The organism is Agromyces sp. GXS1127 (genome assembly GCF_050565425.1).
Lineage (GTDB): Bacteria > Actinomycetota > Actinomycetes > Actinomycetales > Microbacteriaceae > Agromyces.
Window position 1 is genome coordinate 366,436 of sequence record NZ_JBOCIG010000004.1, and the last position, 20,196, is coordinate 386,631.

The 20,196-nt window shown below is 71.3% G+C and carries 20 protein-coding genes; 2 read left to right on the forward strand and 18 right to left on the reverse strand.

Going from position 1 to position 20,196, the window contains the following annotated elements; all coding sequences use genetic code 11:
• Positions 1-27 precede the first annotated feature (27 nt).
• Complete coding sequence (locus ACQ393_RS09705; RefSeq protein ID WP_430646617.1) at positions 28-777, forward strand: DedA family protein; 750 nt, start codon at positions 28-30, stop codon at positions 775-777.
• Here the strand turns inward: ACQ393_RS09705 and ACQ393_RS09710 are convergent.
• The 5 genes from ACQ393_RS09710 to ACQ393_RS09730 form a co-directional block, all read right to left on the reverse strand.
• Positions 774-1,700: an ABC transporter substrate-binding protein gene (locus tag ACQ393_RS09710; RefSeq protein WP_430646618.1), complete on the reverse strand. Its 927-nt coding sequence runs from the start codon at positions 1,698-1,700 to the stop codon at positions 774-776. The two genes, ACQ393_RS09705 and ACQ393_RS09710, sit on opposite strands and share 4 nt — an antisense overlap.
• Complete coding sequence (locus tag ACQ393_RS09715) at positions 1,697-2,440, reverse strand: ABC transporter permease (protein WP_430646619.1); 744 nt, start codon at positions 2,438-2,440, stop codon at positions 1,697-1,699. The genes ACQ393_RS09710 and ACQ393_RS09715 overlap by 4 nt, the downstream gene beginning before the upstream one ends.
• A complete protein-coding gene (locus ACQ393_RS09720; RefSeq protein ID WP_430646620.1) occupies positions 2,437-3,123 on the reverse strand; it encodes an ABC transporter permease in 687 nt (228 codons plus the stop codon). The genes ACQ393_RS09715 and ACQ393_RS09720 overlap by 4 nt, the downstream gene beginning before the upstream one ends.
• A complete protein-coding gene (locus tag ACQ393_RS09725) occupies positions 3,120-3,932 on the reverse strand; it encodes an ABC transporter ATP-binding protein (protein ID WP_430646621.1) in 813 nt (270 codons plus the stop codon). Before ACQ393_RS09725 ends, ACQ393_RS09720 begins: the two co-directional genes overlap by 4 nt.
• A gap of 104 nt (positions 3,933-4,036) precedes the next feature.
• Positions 4,037-4,696, reverse strand: a complete 660-nt coding sequence (locus ACQ393_RS09730) for a TetR family transcriptional regulator (protein WP_430646622.1) — start codon at positions 4,694-4,696, stop codon at positions 4,037-4,039.
• A 108-nt stretch (positions 4,697-4,804) separates the two neighbouring features.
• Between ACQ393_RS09730 and ACQ393_RS09735 the strand changes: the two genes are divergently transcribed.
• Positions 4,805-5,863 carry an App1 family protein gene (locus tag ACQ393_RS09735; RefSeq protein ID WP_430646623.1) on the forward strand — a complete coding sequence of 353 codons (1,059 nt, stop codon included), beginning with the start codon at positions 4,805-4,807 and terminating at the stop codon, positions 5,861-5,863.
• Between the two features lie 27 nt (positions 5,864-5,890).
• On the opposite strand, the gene ACQ393_RS09740 is transcribed toward ACQ393_RS09735, so the two are convergent.
• From ACQ393_RS09740 to murC, 13 genes are all read right to left on the reverse strand, one after another.
• Positions 5,891-6,946: a quinone-dependent dihydroorotate dehydrogenase gene (locus ACQ393_RS09740; protein ID WP_430646624.1), complete on the reverse strand. Its 1,056-nt coding sequence runs from the start codon at positions 6,944-6,946 to the stop codon at positions 5,891-5,893.
• A 44-nt stretch (positions 6,947-6,990) separates the two neighbouring features.
• Positions 6,991-7,464, reverse strand: a complete 474-nt coding sequence (gene nrdR / locus ACQ393_RS09745) for a transcriptional regulator NrdR (protein ID WP_129233566.1) — start codon at positions 7,462-7,464, stop codon at positions 6,991-6,993.
• 25 nt (positions 7,465-7,489) lie between these two features.
• The gene (gene hisD / locus ACQ393_RS09750; RefSeq protein WP_430646625.1) at positions 7,490-8,803 is read right to left on the reverse strand and encodes a histidinol dehydrogenase; all 1,314 of its coding nucleotides are present in this window, start codon (positions 8,801-8,803) and stop codon (positions 7,490-7,492) included.
• A gap of 48 nt (positions 8,804-8,851) precedes the next feature.
• Positions 8,852-12,382: a DNA polymerase III subunit alpha gene (dnaE, locus tag ACQ393_RS09755; protein WP_430646626.1), complete on the reverse strand. Its 3,531-nt coding sequence runs from the start codon at positions 12,380-12,382 to the stop codon at positions 8,852-8,854.
• A gap of 88 nt (positions 12,383-12,470) precedes the next feature.
• Positions 12,471-13,391, reverse strand: coding sequence for an RluA family pseudouridine synthase (locus tag ACQ393_RS09760; RefSeq protein WP_430646627.1), 921 nt, complete (start codon positions 13,389-13,391; stop codon positions 12,471-12,473).
• A gap of 1 nt (position 13,392) precedes the next feature.
• The gene (gene lspA / locus ACQ393_RS09765; protein ID WP_430646628.1) at positions 13,393-14,004 is read right to left on the reverse strand and encodes a signal peptidase II; all 612 of its coding nucleotides are present in this window, start codon (positions 14,002-14,004) and stop codon (positions 13,393-13,395) included.
• Positions 13,994-14,662, reverse strand: a complete 669-nt coding sequence (locus ACQ393_RS09770; RefSeq protein ID WP_430646629.1) for a DivIVA domain-containing protein — start codon at positions 14,660-14,662, stop codon at positions 13,994-13,996. The genes lspA and ACQ393_RS09770 overlap by 11 nt, the downstream gene beginning before the upstream one ends.
• A gap of 115 nt (positions 14,663-14,777) precedes the next feature.
• Complete coding sequence (locus tag ACQ393_RS09775; protein WP_166548517.1) at positions 14,778-15,095, reverse strand: YggT family protein; 318 nt, start codon at positions 15,093-15,095, stop codon at positions 14,778-14,780.
• Between the two features lie 10 nt (positions 15,096-15,105).
• Positions 15,106-15,582 (reverse strand): cell division protein SepF, encoded by a 477-nt coding sequence (locus ACQ393_RS09780; protein WP_430646630.1) that lies wholly within the window; start codon positions 15,580-15,582, stop codon positions 15,106-15,108.
• A 39-nt stretch (positions 15,583-15,621) separates the two neighbouring features.
• A complete protein-coding gene (locus tag ACQ393_RS09785) occupies positions 15,622-16,287 on the reverse strand; it encodes a YggS family pyridoxal phosphate-dependent enzyme (RefSeq protein ID WP_430646631.1) in 666 nt (221 codons plus the stop codon).
• A 46-nt stretch (positions 16,288-16,333) separates the two neighbouring features.
• Positions 16,334-17,542, reverse strand: coding sequence for a cell division protein FtsZ (gene ftsZ, locus ACQ393_RS09790; protein ID WP_430646632.1), 1,209 nt, complete (start codon positions 17,540-17,542; stop codon positions 16,334-16,336).
• Positions 17,543-17,689: 147 nt separating this feature from the next.
• Complete coding sequence (locus ACQ393_RS09795; RefSeq protein WP_430646633.1) at positions 17,690-18,559, reverse strand: FtsQ-type POTRA domain-containing protein; 870 nt, start codon at positions 18,557-18,559, stop codon at positions 17,690-17,692.
• Positions 18,560-18,770: 211 nt separating this feature from the next.
• A complete protein-coding gene (gene murC / locus ACQ393_RS09800; protein WP_430646634.1) occupies positions 18,771-20,177 on the reverse strand; it encodes a UDP-N-acetylmuramate--L-alanine ligase in 1,407 nt (468 codons plus the stop codon).
• Positions 20,178-20,196 lie beyond the last annotated feature (19 nt).

Consider the following 20,196-nt stretch of genomic DNA (forward strand, 5'->3'; position numbering starts at 1 on the left):
CCCCGGGCAGCGCATAGGCTCGTGATCGTGAACGAGCTGCTCGACGGCATCCTCGACACCGTCGCGAGTGTCGACCCGGTCCTGCGCACGCTGCTCGCCACGCTCGGCGTCATGCTCGAGACCTCCGTCCTGGTCGGCCTCATCGTTCCCGGCGACACCATCGTGATCGTCGCGGCCACGGCGGTCGAGACGCCGACCGGCTTCTTCGCGCTCGCGTTCGGCATCATCATCGGCGCGCTCATCGGCGAGAGCATCGGATTCGCGCTCGGCCGCTGGTTCGGCCCGCACATCGAGCACTCGCGCCTCGGCCGGCGCATCGGCGCGCACAACTGGCGGCGTGCCAAGCGGTACCTCGCCCGCCGAGGCGGCCCGGCCGTGTTCATCTCGCGGTTCCTGCCCGTGCTGCACTCGCTCGTGCCCCTGACGGTCGGCATGAGCGACATGACCTACCGTCGCTTCCTCGCCTGGACGGTGCCGGCGTGCGTGATCTGGTCGTTCGCGTACGTGAGCGTCGGGTCCGCCGCGGCCGAGGGGTACCGCGAGCTCAGCGACGAGCTGCATTGGGCGGGCTACCTGTTCGTCGGGGCGATCGTCCTGTTCCTCGTGCTCGTCTGGGCCGCGAAGAAGGTGCTCCTCCGGTTCGAGGCGCGGCACATGGCGGACGCCGCCGCGCCGACCGTGCGCCCGGCGATCCCGCCGCACATCGCTCCCGACGAGCGGCGCGAGGGGCCCGCCGCCGAAGCGACGGACCCCTCGCCCGAGGATCCCCCGGCCTAGAACAGGGACTGCTCTGCGAGCCAGTCGCTCGCGATCTGCTCCGCCGACTGCTGCTCGTTCACGCTCAGCGAGTTGAGGGCGACGAGGTCCTCAGCGGTGAGCGCCGCGCTCACCGTATCGATGATCTCCGCGATCTCGTCGGTCACCTTGTCGCTCACGACGGGCACCACGTTCGAGGCGAGGAAGAGCCCCTCGGGGTCCTCGAGCGTCACGAGGTCGTTCGCGGCGATGTTCGGGTCGGCGCTGTAGATGTTCACCATCTGCACCTGGTCGTCGACCAGCGCCTTGAGGGTGAGCGGACCGCCGCTGTCCTCGATCGGGGTGAACGCCACGTCGACGCCGTACACCTCCTTCAGGCCCTCGGGGCCGTACGGACGGGTCTCGAGCTCGGAGTTGCCGCCGAGCGTGATGGACGCGTCGACGTCGGCGAGGTCGGCGAGACTCGTGACGCCGTACTCGTCGGAGAACGCCTGCGTCACGTTGTACGAGTCCTGGTCGGTCGCGGACGACTGCTCGAGGACGCGCAGCCCGTCGGGCAGCGAGGTCGACAGCTCCTCGTACACGTCGTCGCTCGTGGTCGCCGTGGTGTCGGGCACGTAGTACTGGAGCAGGTTGCCCGTGTACTCCGGGAACACGTCGATCGCACCCGACTCGATCTCGGGGATGTAGACCTCCCGCTGGCCGATGCGGAACTGCCGATCGACCGTGTAGCCGTTCTCCTCCAGCGCCTGGGCGTACAGCTCGGCGATGATCTCGTTCGAGTAGTAGTCCTGCGAGCCGACGACGATGGTCTCGCCCGTCGCCTCGCCCTCACCCGATCCGCTGTCGAGCGGATCGCCCGACGCACACCCTGCCAGGGCCACTGTCGCCCCGACCGCGACCGCTGCCAGTGCAACGAGCCGGCCTTTTCCTGCTGTGATCATTGTCGATTCCCTTCGGTGTCGGGTCGCCCCGTGGCCGCTCGCGACCGGGTCGGTCGCGAACGGAGATCTGCGGCCCGCGTCATGCGGACGCCGGCCGGGACCACGACGCGCTGCGTGAGCGCGAAGCATCCGTCGATGACGAGCGCCAGGAGGATCACGAGGATCGATCCGCCGAGCATCTCGCCGTAGTCGCGGGTCTTGAGGCCCGCGAAGATGAAGCGGCCGAGTCCCTCGTCGGCGATGTACGCCGCGAGGGTCGCGGTCGCGATGATCTGCAGCGTCGCCGATCGGATCCCGCCCACCACGATCGGCAGCCCGAGCGGGAGCTCGACCTTGCCGACGACCTGCAGTTCGCGCATGCCCATGGCCCGGGCCGCGTCGATCGTCCGCCGGTCGACCGACTCGAACCCCGCGTACGCACCCGCGAGGAGCGGCGGGATCGCGAGGATCACGAGCGCGATGACCGGAGCCGCGAGGCCGATGCCGATCCAGATGCCGAAGAGCGTCAGCACGCCGAGCGTCGGCAGTGCGCGGAGCCCGCCGGAGACCATCACGGCCGGCTCCCGGCCCCGACCGGTGTGACCCACGATCGCGCCGAGGGGCAGGGCGATGACCGAGGCGATCACGAGCACGAGCGCCGACACCCAGAGGTGCTCCCACGTGCGCTGCGGAATGCTGCCCGGCCCGGTCCAGTTGGCCGGGTCGACGAGCCACGCGAGGGCGTCGAGGAAGAGGTTCACGCCGGCTCCCCCACCGCGCGGCGCGCGGCCGCGGCGCGGCCGTTCACCCGGCCGGAGCGCGTCCACGGCATCAGCAGGCGGCCGGCGAGCACGCTCAGCGCATCGAGCCCGAGTGCCAGGACGATCGTCGCGACGATGCCCGTGATGATCTCGACCTGGATGCCGCGCTGGAACCCGTCGGTGAACAGGCTGCCGAGGCTCTGCACGCCGATGACGGCGCCGACGGTCGCGAGGCTCACGGTGCTCACGATGACGACCCGGAGCCCCGAGAGCAGCACGGGCCCGGCGAGCGGGAGCTCGACACCCCAGAACCGCCCGGTCGCCGAGTACCCCACGGCCGTGGCCGACTGCCGGATGTCGCGCTCGACCGAGTCGAACGCGTCGGCGGACGTGCGGACGATGACGGCGATGCCGTACAGCGTCAGGGCGATGACGAGGTTCACCGGCGAGCGGAGGCTGAGCCCCGTGAAGGCCGGAAGGGCGATGAACAGTGCGAGCGACGGGATGGCGTACAGCAGGCCGCAGATGGACAGCAGCACGCCCCTCGACCACCGGTAGCGGTGGGCGAGCCATCCGATCGGCACGGAGACCACGAAGCTCAGTATGATCGCCGGCACCGACAGTGCGAGGTGGACGAGCATGAGCTCGCCGACCAGGTCGAGGTTCGACCAGAGCCAGTTCACGAGGCCAGGACCCCTGCCGCCCTGCCGTCCGCGTCGACGACGATCCGGCGCCCGTCGACCTCGGTCACGTGGAGTGACCGCTTGCCGCGATCCGCGCCGACGAAGTCCGCGACGAACGCGTCCGCGGGGTGGGCGAGGATCTCGGCCGGCGACGCGGCCTGCGAGATCAGTCCGCCCTGCTGCATGATGACGACCTGGTCGCCGAGCAGGAACGCCTCGTCGATGTCGTGGGTGACGAACACGACCGTCTTGTCGAGCTCGCCCTGGAGCCGCAGCAGCTCCTGCTGGAGCTCGGCGCGGACGATCGGATCGACCGCGCCGAACGGCTCGTCCATGAGCAGGATGTTCGGGTCGACGGCCAGGCCGCGGGCGACGCCGACACGCTGCTGCTGGCCCCCCGACAGCTGCGCCGGGTACTTGTCGGCCAGCGAGCGATCGAGCCCGACGGTGTCGAGGAGCTCGAGCGCCCGGGCGTGCGCCGCCCGCCGCGACTCGCCGCGGAGCAGCGGCACGGTCGCGACGTTGTCGATCACCTTCCGATGCGGCAGGAGCCCCGAGTTCTGCATGACGTAGCCGATGCCGCGCCGCAGCCTCACCGGGTCGACGGTCGCGACATCCGTGCCGTCGATGAGCACCTGACCCGCGGTCGGGTCGACCATGCGGTTGATCATCCGCAGGAGCGTGGTCTTGCCGGAGCCCGAGGAACCGACGAGCACGGTGGTCTTGTGCGGTGGGATGACGATGTCGACGTCGCGCACGGCGACCGTGCCGTCGGGGAACTGCTTCGTGACGCCGCGGAACTCGATCATGCTGCCTCTCCGTCGGTGCCGTGCGCCGACCGGCGCTTGGGACTCCAGCCAAACACCTCCGACGCGGCGGGGCAACGGGTGACGCGGCGGTTCGCCGCGGATCGTCAGGCGGCGGGCGAGGCGACGAGCCGGTCCGCCAGGTGCCGGTCGAGGTAATCGCGCACGACGTGGCGGGCCTCGTCGAGGTAGCGCGCGTCGCCCGCGGCATCGCGCACGAACGCGCGGTGGATGAGCGTCGCGCCGATCTCGAGCGCGACGCCGAGCCGGAGTCGCACCTCGGCGTCGTCGACCACGCCGAAGTCGTGCTCGAGCAGCTTCGCGACGCGGTGCGCGATCTCGGGCTCGCCGTCGACCTCGGACGCCTCGCGGGGCGCCGCGTACACGACCGCGAACCCGGGCTCGTCGCGATAGAGCGACGTGCAGACGTCGAGCGCGACGTCGATCACGTCCCACCACGCCGCGAGCTCGGCACGCTCCACCGCCTCCGCGAGACGCTCGCGGTAGCGGCGCACGCTGCGTTCGCGCAGCGCGTGCAGGACCGCGACGCGGTCCGGGAAGTATCGGTAGACCGTGCCGATCGAGGCACCCGCCCGCTCGGCGACCATCTGGGTCGTCAACCGCTCGAATCCGAGTTCGTCGACGATCTCGGCGGCGGCGTCCAGCAGCGCGTCGAGCCGCTGGGAGCTGCGTCGCTGCGTGGGCTCGGTTCGCACCGAGCGCCTCCGCCCGTGATCGGCCCCCAGGATCAGGTCGATGTTCGGCACGGGTCCTCCTTGTTCGCCGCACCACTCTACCGGGCTCCCGGCGGAAGTCCCGACTCCGGTGGTCGGTGCGTTTGGCGTCCGTCCACCGGTCCATGAAAGACTGACGGGATGCCGGTGAGTTCCCCCGACCCGGCCGGCCCCCGGCTTCGACCGACCCGGCACGGTGCTGCACGCGTCGAGGACTGGATCCACGACGTGCGCGAGCGGTGGGCGCGCGGTCGGGGTCACGTGCCGACCGTCGTCCCCTACACCGGCTACGGATCGACCGAGTGGGTCCGGGTGTTCTGCCGGGTGCTCCTGTCCAAGCCGATCCGCCCCGACGAGACGTCGCGCCGACGCCGTCGTCGCCGCGAGCAGGGCATCCGCGGCTGGCGCAGCTTCACGAGCGTGCCCGTGGGCGACGTGCCCGTGTCGATCGAGGTCGGCGGCCAGCGCATCGAGGTGCTGTCCGATCGCGGCGGGGTCGTGGACACGAAGGTCCCGGTCCGCCTCGAGCCGGGCTGGACCCACGTCGTCATCAGCACCCACGGCGCCGAGCCCGTCGAGGCGCCGATCCGCGTCGTCGGGCCCGACGTCGACTTCGGCGTCATCTCCGACGTCGACGACACGGTGATGGTCACCGCGCTCCCCCGGCCCTTCGTGGCCGCCTGGAACACGTTCGTCCTCGACGAGCACGCGCGCAACCCGACGCCCGGGATGGCGGTGCTCTACGAGCGCCTCGCGCGGCGCCATCCCGGCTCTCCGGTCATCTACCTCTCCACCGGCGCGTGGAACGTCGCGCCGACGCTGACCCGCTTCCTCTCGCGCAACCTCTACCCGGCGGGCCCCCTGCTCCTCACCGACTGGGGTCCGACGCACGACCGGTGGTTCCGCAGCGGTCGCGAGCACAAGAGCGACAACCTCCGTCGCCTCGCCGAGGAGTTCCCCGACATCCGCTGGCTCCTCATCGGCGACGACGGGCAGCACGACGAGGACCTCTACGCCGCGTTCGCCGCCGAGCATCCCGACCAGGTCGCGGCGGTCGCGATCCGCGAGCTCTCCCCCGGCGAGGCGGTCCTCGCGGGCGGGCGCTCGAAGTCGGAGCAGCACGGCGCCGACGTCCCGTGGGTGTCCGCGAGCGACGGCGCGACGCTCGCCGACCGGCTCAGCGACGTCGGCATGCTCTGACGCCCGGGCCGGCGACCCGGAGCAGTCTCAGGCGACGGATGCCGCGGCGCGCCGGTCGCGTCGGATGCGCTCGAGCCCCCGGTTCACCTCGCGCGCCCAGAGGGGCCCGCGGTAGATGAAGGCCGTGTAGCCCTGCACGAGGGTCGCGCCGGCGTCGAGCCGCTCCTGGACGTCCTCCGCGGTATCGACGCCGCCGACCGACACCACGCACAGCTCGGCCGGCACGTTCCGGCGGATGAGCCGCAGCACGGCGAGCGAGCGGGCGGCGAGCGGGGCGCCGGACAGCCCGCCGGCGCCGATCGCCTCGACCTCGGCCCTCGGCGTGACGAGCCCGTCGCGCGAGATCGTCGTGTTGGTCGCGATGATGCCGTCGAGTCGGAGCCGGACGACCAGCTCGCAGATGCGCACGACCTCGGGGTCCTCGAGGTCGGGCGCGATCTTCACGAGGAGCGGCGTCCGGCCTGCCGCCGCACGCACGGCCTCGAGCAGGGGCGCCAGCGAGTCCAGCTCCTGCAGTCCGCGGAGGCCCGGGGTGTTCGGCGAGCTGACGTTCACGACGAGATAGTCGGCGTGCGGCGCGAGCACCTTCGTGCTCCGCACGTAGTCCTCGGTCGCCTGCTCGACCGGCGTCACCCGGCTCTTGCCGATGTTGACGCCCAGCACCGGCCGGTGCCGCAGGCGCGACAGCCGCGAGACGCGGCCGGCCGCGGCATCCGCCCCGCCGTTGTTGAAGCCCATGCGGTTGACCAGGGCGCGGTCGGGAACGAGGCGGAAGAGCCGAGGCCGCTCGTTGCCCGGCTGCGGGAGTGCCGTGATGGTGCCGACCTCGACGTGCCCGAAGCCGAGGTTGCCGAGGCCGACGACCGCGAGCGCGTCCTTGTCGAAGCCGGCGGCGACCCCGAACGGTGACGGGAAGCGCAGGCCGAGCGCCTCGACCGCGAGCTCGGGAGCCGGGCCCGTGACCCGCTCGACGAGCCTGCCGACGCCGAGCGTCGGGATGGCGCGGATGACGCGGAACGCGAGGTGGTGGGCGCGCTCGGGGTCCATGCGCGAGAAGCCGAGGGAGAAGAGGATGCGATACATGCCGGGATCAGGCTACCGGAGGGCACCGGCCGACCGGACCCGCGTCACTCGGCCGGACGTGCCGGAAGCCGCCCGTGCTCCTCGCGAAGCGCCTCGATCGCCGACTCGAAGTCGTCGAGCGACTCGAACGCCTGGTACACGCTCGCGAACCGCAGGTAGGCGACCTCGTCGAGCTCGCGGAGCGGCGGCAGGATCGCCAGCCCGATGTCGTTCGCCTCGATCTGGGACGCACCCGTCGACCGGATGGTCTCCTCGACCTTCTGCGCGAGCACCGCGAGGTCGGAATCGGTGACCGGCCGACCCTGGCAGGCCTTCTTGACGCCGAGCACGACCTTCTCGCGGCTGAACGGCTCGATCACGCCGGAGCGCTTGATGACCGCGAGGCTCGCGGTCTCGGTCGTCGAGAACCGGCGCCCGCACTCGGGACACTGGCGGCGGCGCCGGATCGAGAGGCCGTCGTCGCTCGTCCTCGAGTCGATGACGCGGGAATCGGGGTGGCGGCAGAAGGGGCAGTACATGGTGCTCCCAGCGTAGCGTCGCCGATCAGGACCGTTCGCCGAAGCGTGCCGTCACCGCCTCGCCGTGCGCCGGCAGGTCCTCCTCCTCGGAGAGCGTGGCGATCACGTGCGCGACCTCGCGGAGCGCCGCCTCGTCGTACCGGACGACCTGCTGCGGGCGGAGGAACGTCGCGGCCGAGAGCCCGGCGGCGTATCGGGACTGGCCGCCCGTGGGGAGCACGTGGTTCGAGCCCGCCGCGTAGTCGCCGAGGCTCACGGGCGAGTACGGTCCGATGAAGATCGCCCCGGCGTTGTCGATGCGGGCGAGCACGGCCTCGGCGTCGCGCACCTGGATCTCGAGGTGCTCGGCGCCGAACGCATTCGCGAAGTCGGCCGCCTGCTCGAGGTCGTCCACGAGGACCACGGCCGACTGGGCGCCCTCGAGCGCGACCCGAACGCGTTCGGAGTGCCGTGTCTCGGTGGCGCGCACGGCGAGGCGCTCGAGCACCCGCTCGGCGAAGTCGGCCGAATCGGTGACGAGCACGGCCGCGGCCAGTTCGTCGTGCTCGGCCTGGCTGACGAGGTCGGATGCCACGTAGTCGGCGTCGGCCGCATCGTCGGCGATGACCAGGATGTCCGTCGGCCCGGCCTCCGCATCGATGCCCGTGACGCCCTGCACGACGCGCTTGGCGGCCGCGACGAACACGTTGCCCGGACCGGTCACCCGCTGCACGGGCTCCAGCCCGAGGTCGGGCACGCCGTACGCGAACGCGCCGATCGCCCCGGCGCCGCCCATCGCGTACACCTCGTCGATGCCGAGGAGCGCGGCGACGCCCGCGATCGTCGGGTGGATGCGGCCGCCGTGTGCGGCCTGCGCGGGCGACGCGAGGGCGATGGAGCGGACGCCGGCCGCCTGCGCGGGCACGACGTTCATCACGACGCTCGAGGGGTACACCGCCTTGCCGCCGGGCACGTAGAGCCCGACGCGGCCGACCGGCTGCCACCGCTGCTCGACGACCGCGCCCGTCGCGAGCACGGTGCGCTCGGGGTCGGGCACCTGGGCCGCGCTCGCGGCGCGGACGCGTTCGACGGTGGACTCGACGGCGCGCCGCACGTCCGGGCGGAGCGCATCGCGCGCGGCCGCGAGCTCGTCGGCGCCGACGCGCACGGCCGCGGGCCGTACCCGGTCGAAGCGCTCGGCCTGGTCGAGCAGTGCGGCCTCGCCGCGTGCCCGGACGTCGTCGATGAGGGCGCGAGCGGGCTCGAGCGCGGCGGCGACATCGGTCGCCGCCCGCGGGACGAGGGCGAGCATCTCGATGGGAGACGGGCGGGTGCCGCGGAGGTCGATCGTGCGAAGCATGGTCCGCTCAGCGTACCGAGCGGATCCGGTCGACCGCTGGGAGCCGCGTCACGCGAGGCAGTTCGGACCCAGCAGGCTCTTCAGCTCGCCGTAGAAGTCCGCGCTCACCGCGACCGGGTACGGCAGCTCGAACACGCGCGCGGTGCGCCCCTTCGTGAGCTTCAGCCGGACCTCGGTGTCGCCGCGATGCCGGATCAGCACGTCGCCGAGCGCGGTGATCGTGTCGGTCGTCGCCCGCACGTCGGGCAGGGAGATCACGACCGGACCGGTGCCGTCGTCCTGGCCGACCTCGGGCTCGAAGACGCTGTACGCGTGCAGGTTCATGCCGTCGTCGCGCATGCTGACCCGGCCCCGGACGACGACGATCGAGTCGCCCTTCAGCGCCGGCGCGAACTCCTGGTACGCCTTGCCCATGAACATCACGGTGATCTCGCCCGAGAAGTCCTCGACCTGGATCATGCCGTACTGGTTGCCCGACTGCCGAGCCACGCGGTGCTGCACGCTCGTGACGAGCCCGGCGATCGTCGCGACGTCGCCGTCCTGCGTGCCATCCGAGCTCATCAGGTCGGTGATCGTGGTCGAGGCGTGCTTCGCGAGCGTCGCCTCGAGCCCGGCGAGCGGGTGGTCGGAGACGTAGAGCCCGAGCATCTCGCGCTCGAACGCGAGCTTGTCGCGCTTCGCCCACTCGGGACGGTCGGGCACGGGCGAGGGCGCCGCCTCCTTCTCGTGCTCCTCGAACAGGCTGTCGAAGTCGAAGCCGACGTCGCCGTTCTCCTCCGCGCGCTTCTCCTTCACGGCCGCCTCGACGGCTCCCTCGTGGATCTCGACGAGCGCGCGCCGCGTGTGCCCGAGCGAGTCGAACGCGCCCGCCTTCACGAGCGACTCGACCGTGCGCTTGTTCGCGACCTGCGTCGGCACCTTCTTCAGGAAGTCGTGGAACGTCTCGAAGCGGCCCTTCGCGTCGCGCGACGCGCGGATCGCGTCGACCACGTTGAAGCCGACGTTCCGCACCGCCCCGAGGCCGAACCGGATGTCGTCGCCGACGGCCGCGAAGAAGCCGATCGACTCGTTGACGTCGGGCGGCAGCACCTTGATGCCCATGCGGCGGCACTCGTTGAGGTAGAGCGCGAGCTTGTCGCGCGCGTCGCCGACGCTCGTGAGGAGGGCCGCCATGTACTCGGCCGGGTAGTGCGCCTTGAGGTACGCCGTCCAGTAGCTGAGCACGCCGTACGCCGCCGAGTGCGCCTTGTTGAACGCGTAGTCGGAGAACGGCAGCAGGATGTCCCAGAGGGTCTTGATCGCGGCATCCGAGTAGCCGTTGGCCTTCATCCCGCCGGAGAAGCCCTCGTACTGCTTGTCGAGCTCGGACTTCTTCTTCTTGCCCATCGCGCGGCGCAGGATGTCGGCCTGGCCGAGGCTGAACCCCGCGACCCGCTGCGCGATGGCCATGACCTGCTCCTGGTAGATGATCAGGCCGTAGCTCGTGTCGAGGATGTCGCGCAGCGGCTCCTCGAGCTCGGGGTGGATCGGCGTGATCGGCTGCAGGCCGTTCTTGCGGAGCGCGTAGTTGATGTGCGAGTTCGCCCCCATCGGCCCGGGGCGGTAGAGCGCGATGACGGCCGAGATGTCCTCGAAGTTGTCGGGCTTCATCTGCCGCAGGAGCGACCGCATGGGCCCGCCGTCGAGCTGGAACACCCCGAGCGTGTCGCCGCGCGACAGCAGGGCGTACGCGTCGGGGTCGTCGAGCGCGAGGTCCTCCAGCACCGGACGGAACCCGCGGTTGGCCTCGATGTTGTCGAGCGCGTCGTCGATGATCGTGAGGTTCCTGAGCCCCAGGAAGTCCATCTTGATCAGGCCGAGCGATTCGCACGCGGGGTAGTCGAACTGCGTGACGATCTGGCCGTCCTGTTCCCGCTTCATGATCGGGATGATGTCGATCAGGGGCTCGCTCGACATGATGACGCCCGCCGCGTGCACTCCCCACTGCCGCTTGAGGTTCTCGAGCCCGAGGGCCGTCTCGAAGACCGTCTTCGCCTCGGCGTCCGTCTCGATGAGGGCGCGGATGTCGCCGGCCTCCTTGTAGCGCGGGTGGTCCTTGTCGAGGATTCCCGAGAGCGGGATGTCCTTGCCCATGACCGCCGGCGGCATCGCCTTGGTGAGCTTCTCCCCCATTCCGAACGGGAAGCCGAGGACCCGGCTCGAGTCCTTCAGCGCCTGCTTGGCCTTGATCGTGCCGTACGTGACGATCTGCGCGACGCGCTCGTCGCCGTACTTGTCCGTGACGTACTTGATGACCTCGCCGCGCCGGCGCTCGTCGAAGTCGACGTCGAAGTCGGGCATCGAGACGCGGTCGGGGTTGAGGAACCGCTCGAAGATCAGGCCGTGCTGCAGCGGGTCGAGGTCGGTGATCCGCATGGCGTACGCCGCCATCGAGCCCGCACCGGAACCTCGACCGGGGCCGACGCGGATGCCGTTGTCCTTCGACCAGTTGATGAAGTCGGCGACGACCAGGAAGTAGCCGGGGAAGCCCATCTGCGAGATGACGCCGACCTCGTAGTCGGCCTGGCGTCGCACCTCGTCGGGGATGCCGCCCGGGTAGCGCTCGTGCAGGCCCTTCTCGACCTCCTTGACGAACCAGCTCTGCTCGTCCTCGCCCTCCGGCACCGGGTAGCGCGGCATGTAGTTGGCGCTCGTGTTGAACTGCACGTCGCAGCGCTCGGCGATGAGCAGCGTGTTGTCGCACGCCTCGGGGTGGTCGCGGAACAGGTGCCGCATCTCGGCGGCGGACTTCAGGTAGAACTCGTCGGCGTCGAACTTGAACCGGTTCGGGTCGTCGAGGGTCGATCCGGACTGCACGCAGAGCAGCGCCGCGTGGCTCTTCGCGTCGTGCGCGTGCGTGTAGTGCAGGTCGTTCGTCGCGACGAGCGGCAGGTCGAGCTGCTTCGCGAGGCGGAGCAGGTCGTCCATGATCCGCTTCTCGATGCCGAGGCCGTGGTCCATGATCTCGGCGAAGTAGTTCTCTCGGCCGAAGATGTCGCGGAACTCCGCGGCCGCCTGCACCGCCTCGTCGTACTGGCCGAGCCGCAGCCGGGTCTGCACCTCGCCCGAGGGGCACCCCGTCGTGGCGATGAGTCCCTTCGAGTACGTCTGCAGCAGCTCGCGGTCCATGCGGGGCTTGAAGTAGTAGCCCTCGATCGACGCCCGGCTCGAGAGCCGGAACAGGTTGTGCATGCCCTCGGTGGTCTCCGAAAGCAGGGTCATGTGCGTGTACGCACCGGAGCCCGACACGTCGTCGCCGCCGCCGTTGCCCCAGCGCACGCGCGTCTTGTCGCTGCGGTGCGTGCCGGGCGTGAGGTAGGCCTCGGTGCCGATGATCGGCTTCACGCCGGCATCCGTCGCCTGCTTCCAGAAGTCGTAGGCGCCGAAGACGTTGCCGTGGTCGGTCATCGCCACGGCGGGCATGCCCTCGGCCGCGGCGGCCTTCATCAGCTCGCCGACCCGGGCCGCCCCGTCGAGCATCGAGTACTCGGAGTGCACGTGCAGGTGGACGAAGGAATCGGCGGCCACAGGGCTCCTCATCGGTGGTGCTGCGAGGCGTGTCGGGGGGTCTTCACAGTGTAGGGCGGCCCGGCGACGTACGGTCCCCGGGCGCGCGGCATCCGCTGGCTCAGTCGCCGCCGAGCACGTCGAGCGCGTGCTGGAGGTCGGCCGGATACGCCGACTCGTACGTCGACCAGGCGCCGGTGCCGGGGTGCACGAACGACAGCTCCTTCGCGTGCAGCCACTGCCGGGTGAGTCCGAGGCGGGCGCTCAGCGTCGGGTCGGCGCCGTACATGGCGTCGCCGGCGCACGGATGCCGCTGGGCGGACATGTGCACGCGGATCTGGTGGGTCCGACCGGTCTCGAGGTGGATCTCGAGCAGCGACGCGTACGGGAACGCCTCGATGGTCTCGTAGTGGGTGATCGCGTGCTTGCCGTCGCTCGTGACCGCGAACTTCCACTCGGACCGGGGATGACGCCCGACCGGCGCGTCGATCGTCCCGGCGAGCGGGTCGGGATGCCCCTGGACCACGGCGTGGTAGATCTTCTCGACCTCGCGATCGTGGAACGCGCGCTTGAGCGCCGTGTACGCCGACTCCGACTTCGCGACGACCATCAGTCCGCTCGTGCCCGCGTCGAGGCGGTGCACGACGCCCTGCCGCTCGGGCGCGCCGGAGGTCGAGATGCGGTAGCCGGATGCCGCGAGGGCGCCGACCACGGTCGGTCCCTCCCACCCGAGCGACGGGTGCGCGGCGACGCCGGCGGGCTTGTCGACGACGACGAGGTGCTCGTCGTCGTGCACGATGCCGAGGTCGGGCACCGCCATCGGCACCACCTCGAGCGTCCGGGGCGGCGCCCAGCTCACCTCGAGCCAGGCCCCGGCCCGCAGCCGATCGGCCTTGTCGACCGGACGCCCGTCGAGGCTCGCCCCACCGGACTCGGCGATCTCGGCGGCCTGCGTGCGCGAGAAGCCGAGGAGCTTCGCCAGCCCCGCGTCCACGCGGACGCCCTCCAGCCCGTCGGGAACGGGCAGCGCGCGGTGCTCCACGTCAGGACTCGTGCGCCAGCTCGGCGGGCGCCCCGCCGCCTCGCGCCGTGCGCCGGGGCTCGCCGTCCGGGCGCGGCGCCTCCGCGGCCTCGCCCTCGCGGACGGGTCGCGACCCGTCGAGGCCGATGCCGCGGATCGTGAGGATCATGAACAGGATCATGCTCGACACGATCGCGATGTCGGCGACGTTGTAGATGGCCGGGAGCATCCACGGCGTCGAGATGAAGTCGATCACGTGCCCGATGCCGAAGCCCGGCTCGCGGAACAGGCGGTCGGTGAGGTTGCCGAGCACGCCGCCGAGGAGGAGGCCGAACACGAGCGCCCAGGCGACCGAGCGGATGCGTCGGGCGAACCAGATGATGAAGGTGATCACACCCGCGGCCAGGATCGTGAAGACCCACGTCATGCCGCTCGCGAACGAGAAGGCGGCGCCCGGGTTCCGGACGAACTGCCAGTGCAGCACGTCGCCGAGCACCTGGACCGTCTCGCCCTCGGCGAGGGTGGTCACGACGAAGTGCTTGCTGACCTGGTCGACGGCGTAGACCGTGAGCGCGACGCCGACCAGGATCAGCAGTGCGGTGACGCCGAGCCTGGCCCGCCGCTCAGCCGCCAAAGCCCTGGAAGGTCGGCGCGGGCTGCTCGCCGGACACGGTCTGGCCTCCGAAGCCGGCGCCGCCGACCTGGACCGGCTGCGCCGTGTCGAGGTCGCGCAGCTGGCCCTCGATGTAGCTCTTCAGCTTGGCGCGGTAGTCGCGCTCGAACACGCGGAGCTCGTCGACGCGCTTCTCGAGTGCGACGCGCTCCTGGTCGAGGATGCCCATCTGGGCGCGCTGCTTGGCCTCGGCCTCGGCGACGATGCGCGCGGCGGTCGCGTGCCCCTCGGCGATGAGCGCGTCGCGCTTCTCGACGCCCTCCCGCACGTGCTCCTCGTGGAGGCGACGGGCCAGCTGCAGCAGGTTGGTGGTACTCGTCTGCTCGTCGATCTCGGACTGCGGCACCGCGGTCTGGGTCGGTACCGCGACCGTCGGAGCGGACGTGACGGGCTCCGCGTACGTCGGCGCCGGTGCGGCCGCGGCGGCTCCGGCTCCCTCAGCGGCCCGGGACTCGGCGGCGTTCAGACGCTGGCGCAGCTCCTCGTTCTCCTGGTTCAGCCGGCGCAGTTCGACGACCACCTCATCGAGGAAGTCGTCGACCTCGTCCTGGTCGTAGCCCTCCCGGAACTTCGTCGCCTGGAAGCGCTTGTTGACCACATCTTCCGGAGTTAGCGCCATGGCTTCCCATCCCTCGAATCTGTCGAACTGTCGATCACGTTCAGCTAACGGTAGCAAAGAGAACCTGCGTGAGGCAGTGCGCCGGCTGCACGGCGCGCCCCGTCCGCGCTCGGGTTCACGCCGCCGCGGCAGCGCCCGCGGCGAGCCACGACACGACGGTCATGGCGATGATCACCACGAGCATCGCCACGCTCCATCCGAGGTCCAGCGCGACCTGCCCGAGGCGGATCGGCGGGATCAGTCGACGGAAGAACCGCACGAGCGGATCCGTGACCGTGTAGACGGCCTCGACGAGCACGAGCACGACGCCTCGAGGGCGCCACGACCGGTTGAACGTCCGCACCAGGTCGAGCACGAACCGCGCCCACATCACGAAGAAGTAGATGAGGAGGAGGGTGTAGACGAGGTTCCAGACGACGGCGAGTGCGCTCACGTCCGGGAGTCTACGCGTGGGTGAAGAACGAGGCGTCCACGTCGCCGTCGACCTCGCCCGCCTCGCCCGAGACGACGACATGCGCCGGCGAGAGCAGGAAGACCTTGCTCGTCACGCGCTCGATCTTGCCGTAGAGACCCTGCGAGAGGCCGCTGGCGAAGTCGATGAGCCGGCGCGCGTCGGCGTCCGACATCTGCGAGAGGTTGATGATGACCGGCACGCCCTCGCGGAAGGACTCGGCGATCACCTGGGCGTCTCGGTACTGGCGCGGGTGCACCGTGAGGATCTCGTTCATCTCCGCCTGCGGTGGTGTCGGTTGCACGTGGTGCTTTCGGAGCGGTGTGACGGGGGCCCCGCCCTTGGGAGCCGGCGTGGGCGCGGCGTGCACGACCGGCGCGGGAGCGGCGGCCGCCGGGGCGGGCTCGGGTTCGAGCTCCTCGTCGGCGAGTCCCAGGTAGACCATGGTCTTCTTGAGCGGGTTCGACATCGCTGCCTCCGTCAGTGGTTCCGTGTTTCGAGGCTAGCCTCAGGCCGGCCGGTTCCCCGTGATTGCGGTGCCGATGCGAAGGTGTGTCGCACCCTCGAGGATCGCGTCGGCGTAGTCGTGGGACATGCCCATGGACAGCGCGGTCGCCTCCGGAGCGACGGCGCGGATGCGCTCGGACAGCTCGCGGACGCGTGCGAACGCGGCGCGCGCGGGCTCGTCGAGGGGAGCGACGGCCATGAGGCCGAGCAGCCGGATGCCCGGCGTGCCGAGTACGCGCTCGACCATGGGGTCGAGCGCGTCGGGGGCGACTCCGCCGCGACCCGGATCGTCGGTCAGGTTGACCTGGATGAAGCCGTCGACCTCGGCCTCGTCGGAGCGGAGCGCCTCGACGAGCGAGTCGCGGTCGATCGAGTGGATCACCGAGGCGTACGAGCGCACCTGCCGGGCCTTCTTGCTCTGCAACTGGCCGATGAAGTGCCACGTGAGGTCGAGGTCCGCCAGCGCGCGGGCCTTGGCCTGCGCCTCCTGGTGCCGGTTCTCGCCGATGTCGCGGACCCCGTGACCCGCCAGGTCGCGGATGAGCGATTCGGGGTGGAACTTCGTGACGACGATCGTGGTGACCTCCGCCGGGTCGCGGCCCGCGAGGCGGGCTGCGTCCGCGACGCCGCCGCGGACCGCCTCCAGGCGCTCGGCGAGCCCGCTCACGCGGCGTCGTCCGAACGGGTCGGACGACGCCGCCGCACGTGAGCCGTCACTTCAGGAAGTCGGGGATGTCGAGGTCGTCCGAGTCGTCGCCGAACGCGGGGTCGGACACGATCTGGTCGGCAGTCGTGCTGGCCTCTCCCCAGTTCGCGGTCTCGACGAGCTCCTCGATGTCGATCTCGGTGATGCCCTCGACGGCGTCGCCGCCGAGGCCGCTGCCGGTCGCGCCGCCGACGACCCCGGCTCCCGCCCCCACCGCCGCCGGCACCGCCGCACTCGGCTGGCGGACCTCGGCCGGCCTCGGCGTCGGGTCGCCGCCGTCGAACCCGGCGGCGATGACGGTCACCCGCACCTCGTCGCCGAGGGTGTCGTCGATGACCGCGCCGAAGATGATGTTCGCCTCGGGGTGGACGGCCTCCTGCACGAGGCGCGCCGCATCGTTGATCTCGAAGATGCCGAGGTTCGAGCCGCCCTGGATCGACAGCAGCACGCCGTGCGCCCCGTCGATCGAGGCCTCCAGCAGCGGACTCGCGACGGCGAGTTCCGCGGCCTTGATGGCCCGGTCCGCGCCGCGCGACGAGCCGATGCCCATGAGCGCGGACCCTGCTCCCTGCATGACCGACTTCACGTCGGCGAAGTCGAGGTTGATCAGGCCCGGGGTCGTGATGAGGTCCGTGATCCCCTGGACACCGGCCAGGAGGACCTGGTCGGCCGTGGCGAACGCCTCGAGCATCGAGATGCCGCGATCGCTGATCTCGAGGAGGCGGTCGTTCGGCACCACGATGAGGGTGTCGACCTCCTCCTTCAGGCGTGCGACGCCCTGCTCGGCCTGCGTCTGGCGACGCTTGCCCTCGAAGCTGAACGGCTTCGTCACCACACCGATCGTGAGCGCACCGATCGACTTGGCGATGCGCGCGACGACGGGCGCTCCGCCCGTACCGGTGCCGCCGCCCTCGCCCGCCGTGACGAAGACCATGTCGGCGCCCGCGAGCGCTTCCTCGATCTCCTCCGCGTGGTCCTCCGCTGCACGGCGACCGACTTCGGGGTCGGCGCCCGCGCCGAGGCCGCGCGTCAGGTCGCGGCCGACGTCGAGCTTGACGTCGGCGTCCGACATCAGCAGCGCCTGGGCGTCGGTGTTGATCGCGATGAACTCGACGCCGCGTAGGCCGAGCTCGATCATGCGGTTGACGGCGTTGACGCCGCCACCGCCGATGCCGACCACCTTGATGACGGCGAGGTAGTTCTGGTTTGTCGACATGTCCGGCCCTCTCTGCGAACTCTGAACCCTGAACCTCTACTCGAAGGTTAAAGTTTTGCCGAGTATGCAATTCCTGAGTCGAAGGTAGGCGGCTCGCGGCGTCGGCCCGCACGGCGTCTCCGGCGTGTCGCGATCCGGCCCGTCGGATCAGCCGGTGACCGGATTGAGCGGCGCCGAGACGTCGTAACGGTCGACCTGCTCGGGCGGCACCGCCGCCATGAGGTCCTGCAGCACCGACGTCTTCAGCGCCGCGTCGTCGGCGCTGCCCCAGATCACGGTCGCACCGCTGTCGAGGACGAAGCGGACGTCGTCGGCCGACTCCGCGGACGCGGACGCGATCGCGGCACGCAGCTCCGCAGGGAGGCTCCGGAGCGCGAGGCCGGCGGCGCGGAACGCGGGCTCGTCGACGCCGCCCTCGACCTCGATCAGCGGGAGGTCGTCGGGCTGCGCGCCGAGGCGTTCGACGACGACGCCGGCCGCATCGACGGAGACGAGCCCGCCCGACCGGTCGAGGACGCCGACCGGCGTGCGCTCCACGATGCGGACCACGAGCGTGCCCGGCGGGACCGTCTCGGTCGAGTACGTCTCGATGAGGGGGAACTCCGAGAGCGCGCGCTGCACCTCGTCCGGGGCGATCAGCGGCAGCGGCGTGCCGACCCGGTCGCCGAAGGCGGCCTCGACCTCGGCGGCGTCGATCCGCGCGGTGCCCTCGACGCGGACCTCGCGGAGTGCCATGAGCGGCGAGTAGGCGATCGCGACGGCGGCCGCCGCGAGGCCGACCACGGAGGCCAGCACCGCGATCCAGGTGGCGCGGCGCAGGCGACTGCGCTTGGTGAACCGTCGCACCTCCTGCCGCTCGTATCGACGTCGCGAACGCTCGGCGGCCGCGAGCGCGCGGCGTGCCGCGCGCTCGTCGCGTCGCGTCGCGGGATCGGCATCACCGGCCCGCGGGCCGGCTCCGGTCGGGCCGCCGTCCTCCCGGATGCCGTCGACCGGCAACCGGATCGGCTCGGTCACGTTCCGGTCCCGGTCCGCCGCCGGCCGATCCGGCACCTCGCCGTGCCTCGGCCGCTCGGCTCGGGTCGTCGTGGCGACCGATCCCGGCGACCGCGACGCGGTCGATGCGGGCACGGACGCGGACGCGGGCGCGGAACGGTCGGCGGGCGCCGGCCGCGCCCGCGAGGCGCCGGCCCCGTCGAATCCCTGCGGCCGCTTCACGTGGGCCCGATCAGGCGTCGCGTCCGCGCTCGAGGGACCCGAGCAGTTGCGGGACGATCCGGTAGACGTCGCCGCAGCCGAGGGTGATGACGAAGTCCCCGGGTCGCGCGATGGACGCCGTGTGGTCCGCGGCCGCCTGCCAGTCGGCGATGAACGCGACCCGCTCGGGGTGCTCGAAGCGCTCGCTGACGAGCGCGCCGGTCACGCCGGGCTCCGGGTCCTCGCGAGCGCCGTAGACGTCGAGCACGACGGTCTCGTCCGCGTAGCGCTCGAGCACCTCGGCGAACTCCTTCGCGAAGAGCCGGGTCCGGCTGTACAGGTGCGGCTGGTGGACGGCGATGATGCGGCCGTCGCCGACGACCGTGCGCGCCGCGGAGAGCGCCGCGGCGACCTCGGTCGGATGGTGCGCGTAGTCGTCGTACACGCTGACGCCGTCGACCACGCCGTGCAGCTCGAACCGCCGACCGGTGCCCGCGAAGCGCGCGATGCCGTCGAGCGAGGCGGCCGGGTCGAAGCCGAGTCCGACGAGCACCGCGAACGCCCCCGCGGCGTTGATCGCGTTGTGCCGGCCCGGGATGCGCAGCGTCGCGCGGTACGTCTCGCCCGCGTGGTCGACGGCGAACGAGACGGGACCGTCGGTCTCGATCGAGTGCACGCGCACCGTGGCATCCGCGGCCTCGCCGAAGGTGAGCACTCGCTCGTGCGAGAGCCGCTCGCGCACCCGCGTCGCACCGGCGTCGTCGGACGAGATGACGACGAACTCGTTCGCGCGGTCGGCGAAGTCGACGAACGCCTGCTCGAATGCGTCGAGCGAGCCGTAGTGGTCGAGGTGGTCGGGGTCGACGTTCGTGATGAGCGCGACCGACGTGTCGTAGAGCAGGAAGGAGCCGTCGGACTCGTCGGCCTCGACGACGAACAGCTCCCCCGAGCCGGATGCCGCGCTGACCCCGAGCTCCTCGATGACCCCGCCGTTGACGAAGCTCGGGTCCTCGCCGAGCGCGAGCAGCCCGGTGATGATCATGCCGGTCGAGGTGGTCTTGCCGTGGGCGCCGGCGACCGACACGAGGCGCTGCCCGGAGATCACGGACGCGAGCGCCTGCGACCGGTGCAGCACCGGCAACCCGCGCTCCAGCGCGAGCTGGTACTCCGGGTTGTCCTGCCAGAGCGCGCCGGTCACCACGACGGTGTCGACGTCGTCGGGCAGGTTCTCGGCCGAGTGGCCGATCGCGATCGTCGCGCCGAGGTCGCGCAGCGCCTGGACGTTCGCGGAGTCGCGGGCGTCGGAGCCGGTGACACGGTGGCCCGCGCCGAGTGCGAGGCGCGCGATGCCGCTCATGCCCGAGCCGCCGATGCCGACGAAGTGCACGGCGCCGAGGTCGGCGGGGATCTCGATGGAGGGGTCGGGCTTGATCGTCACGGTGTCGCGATGCTTCCTG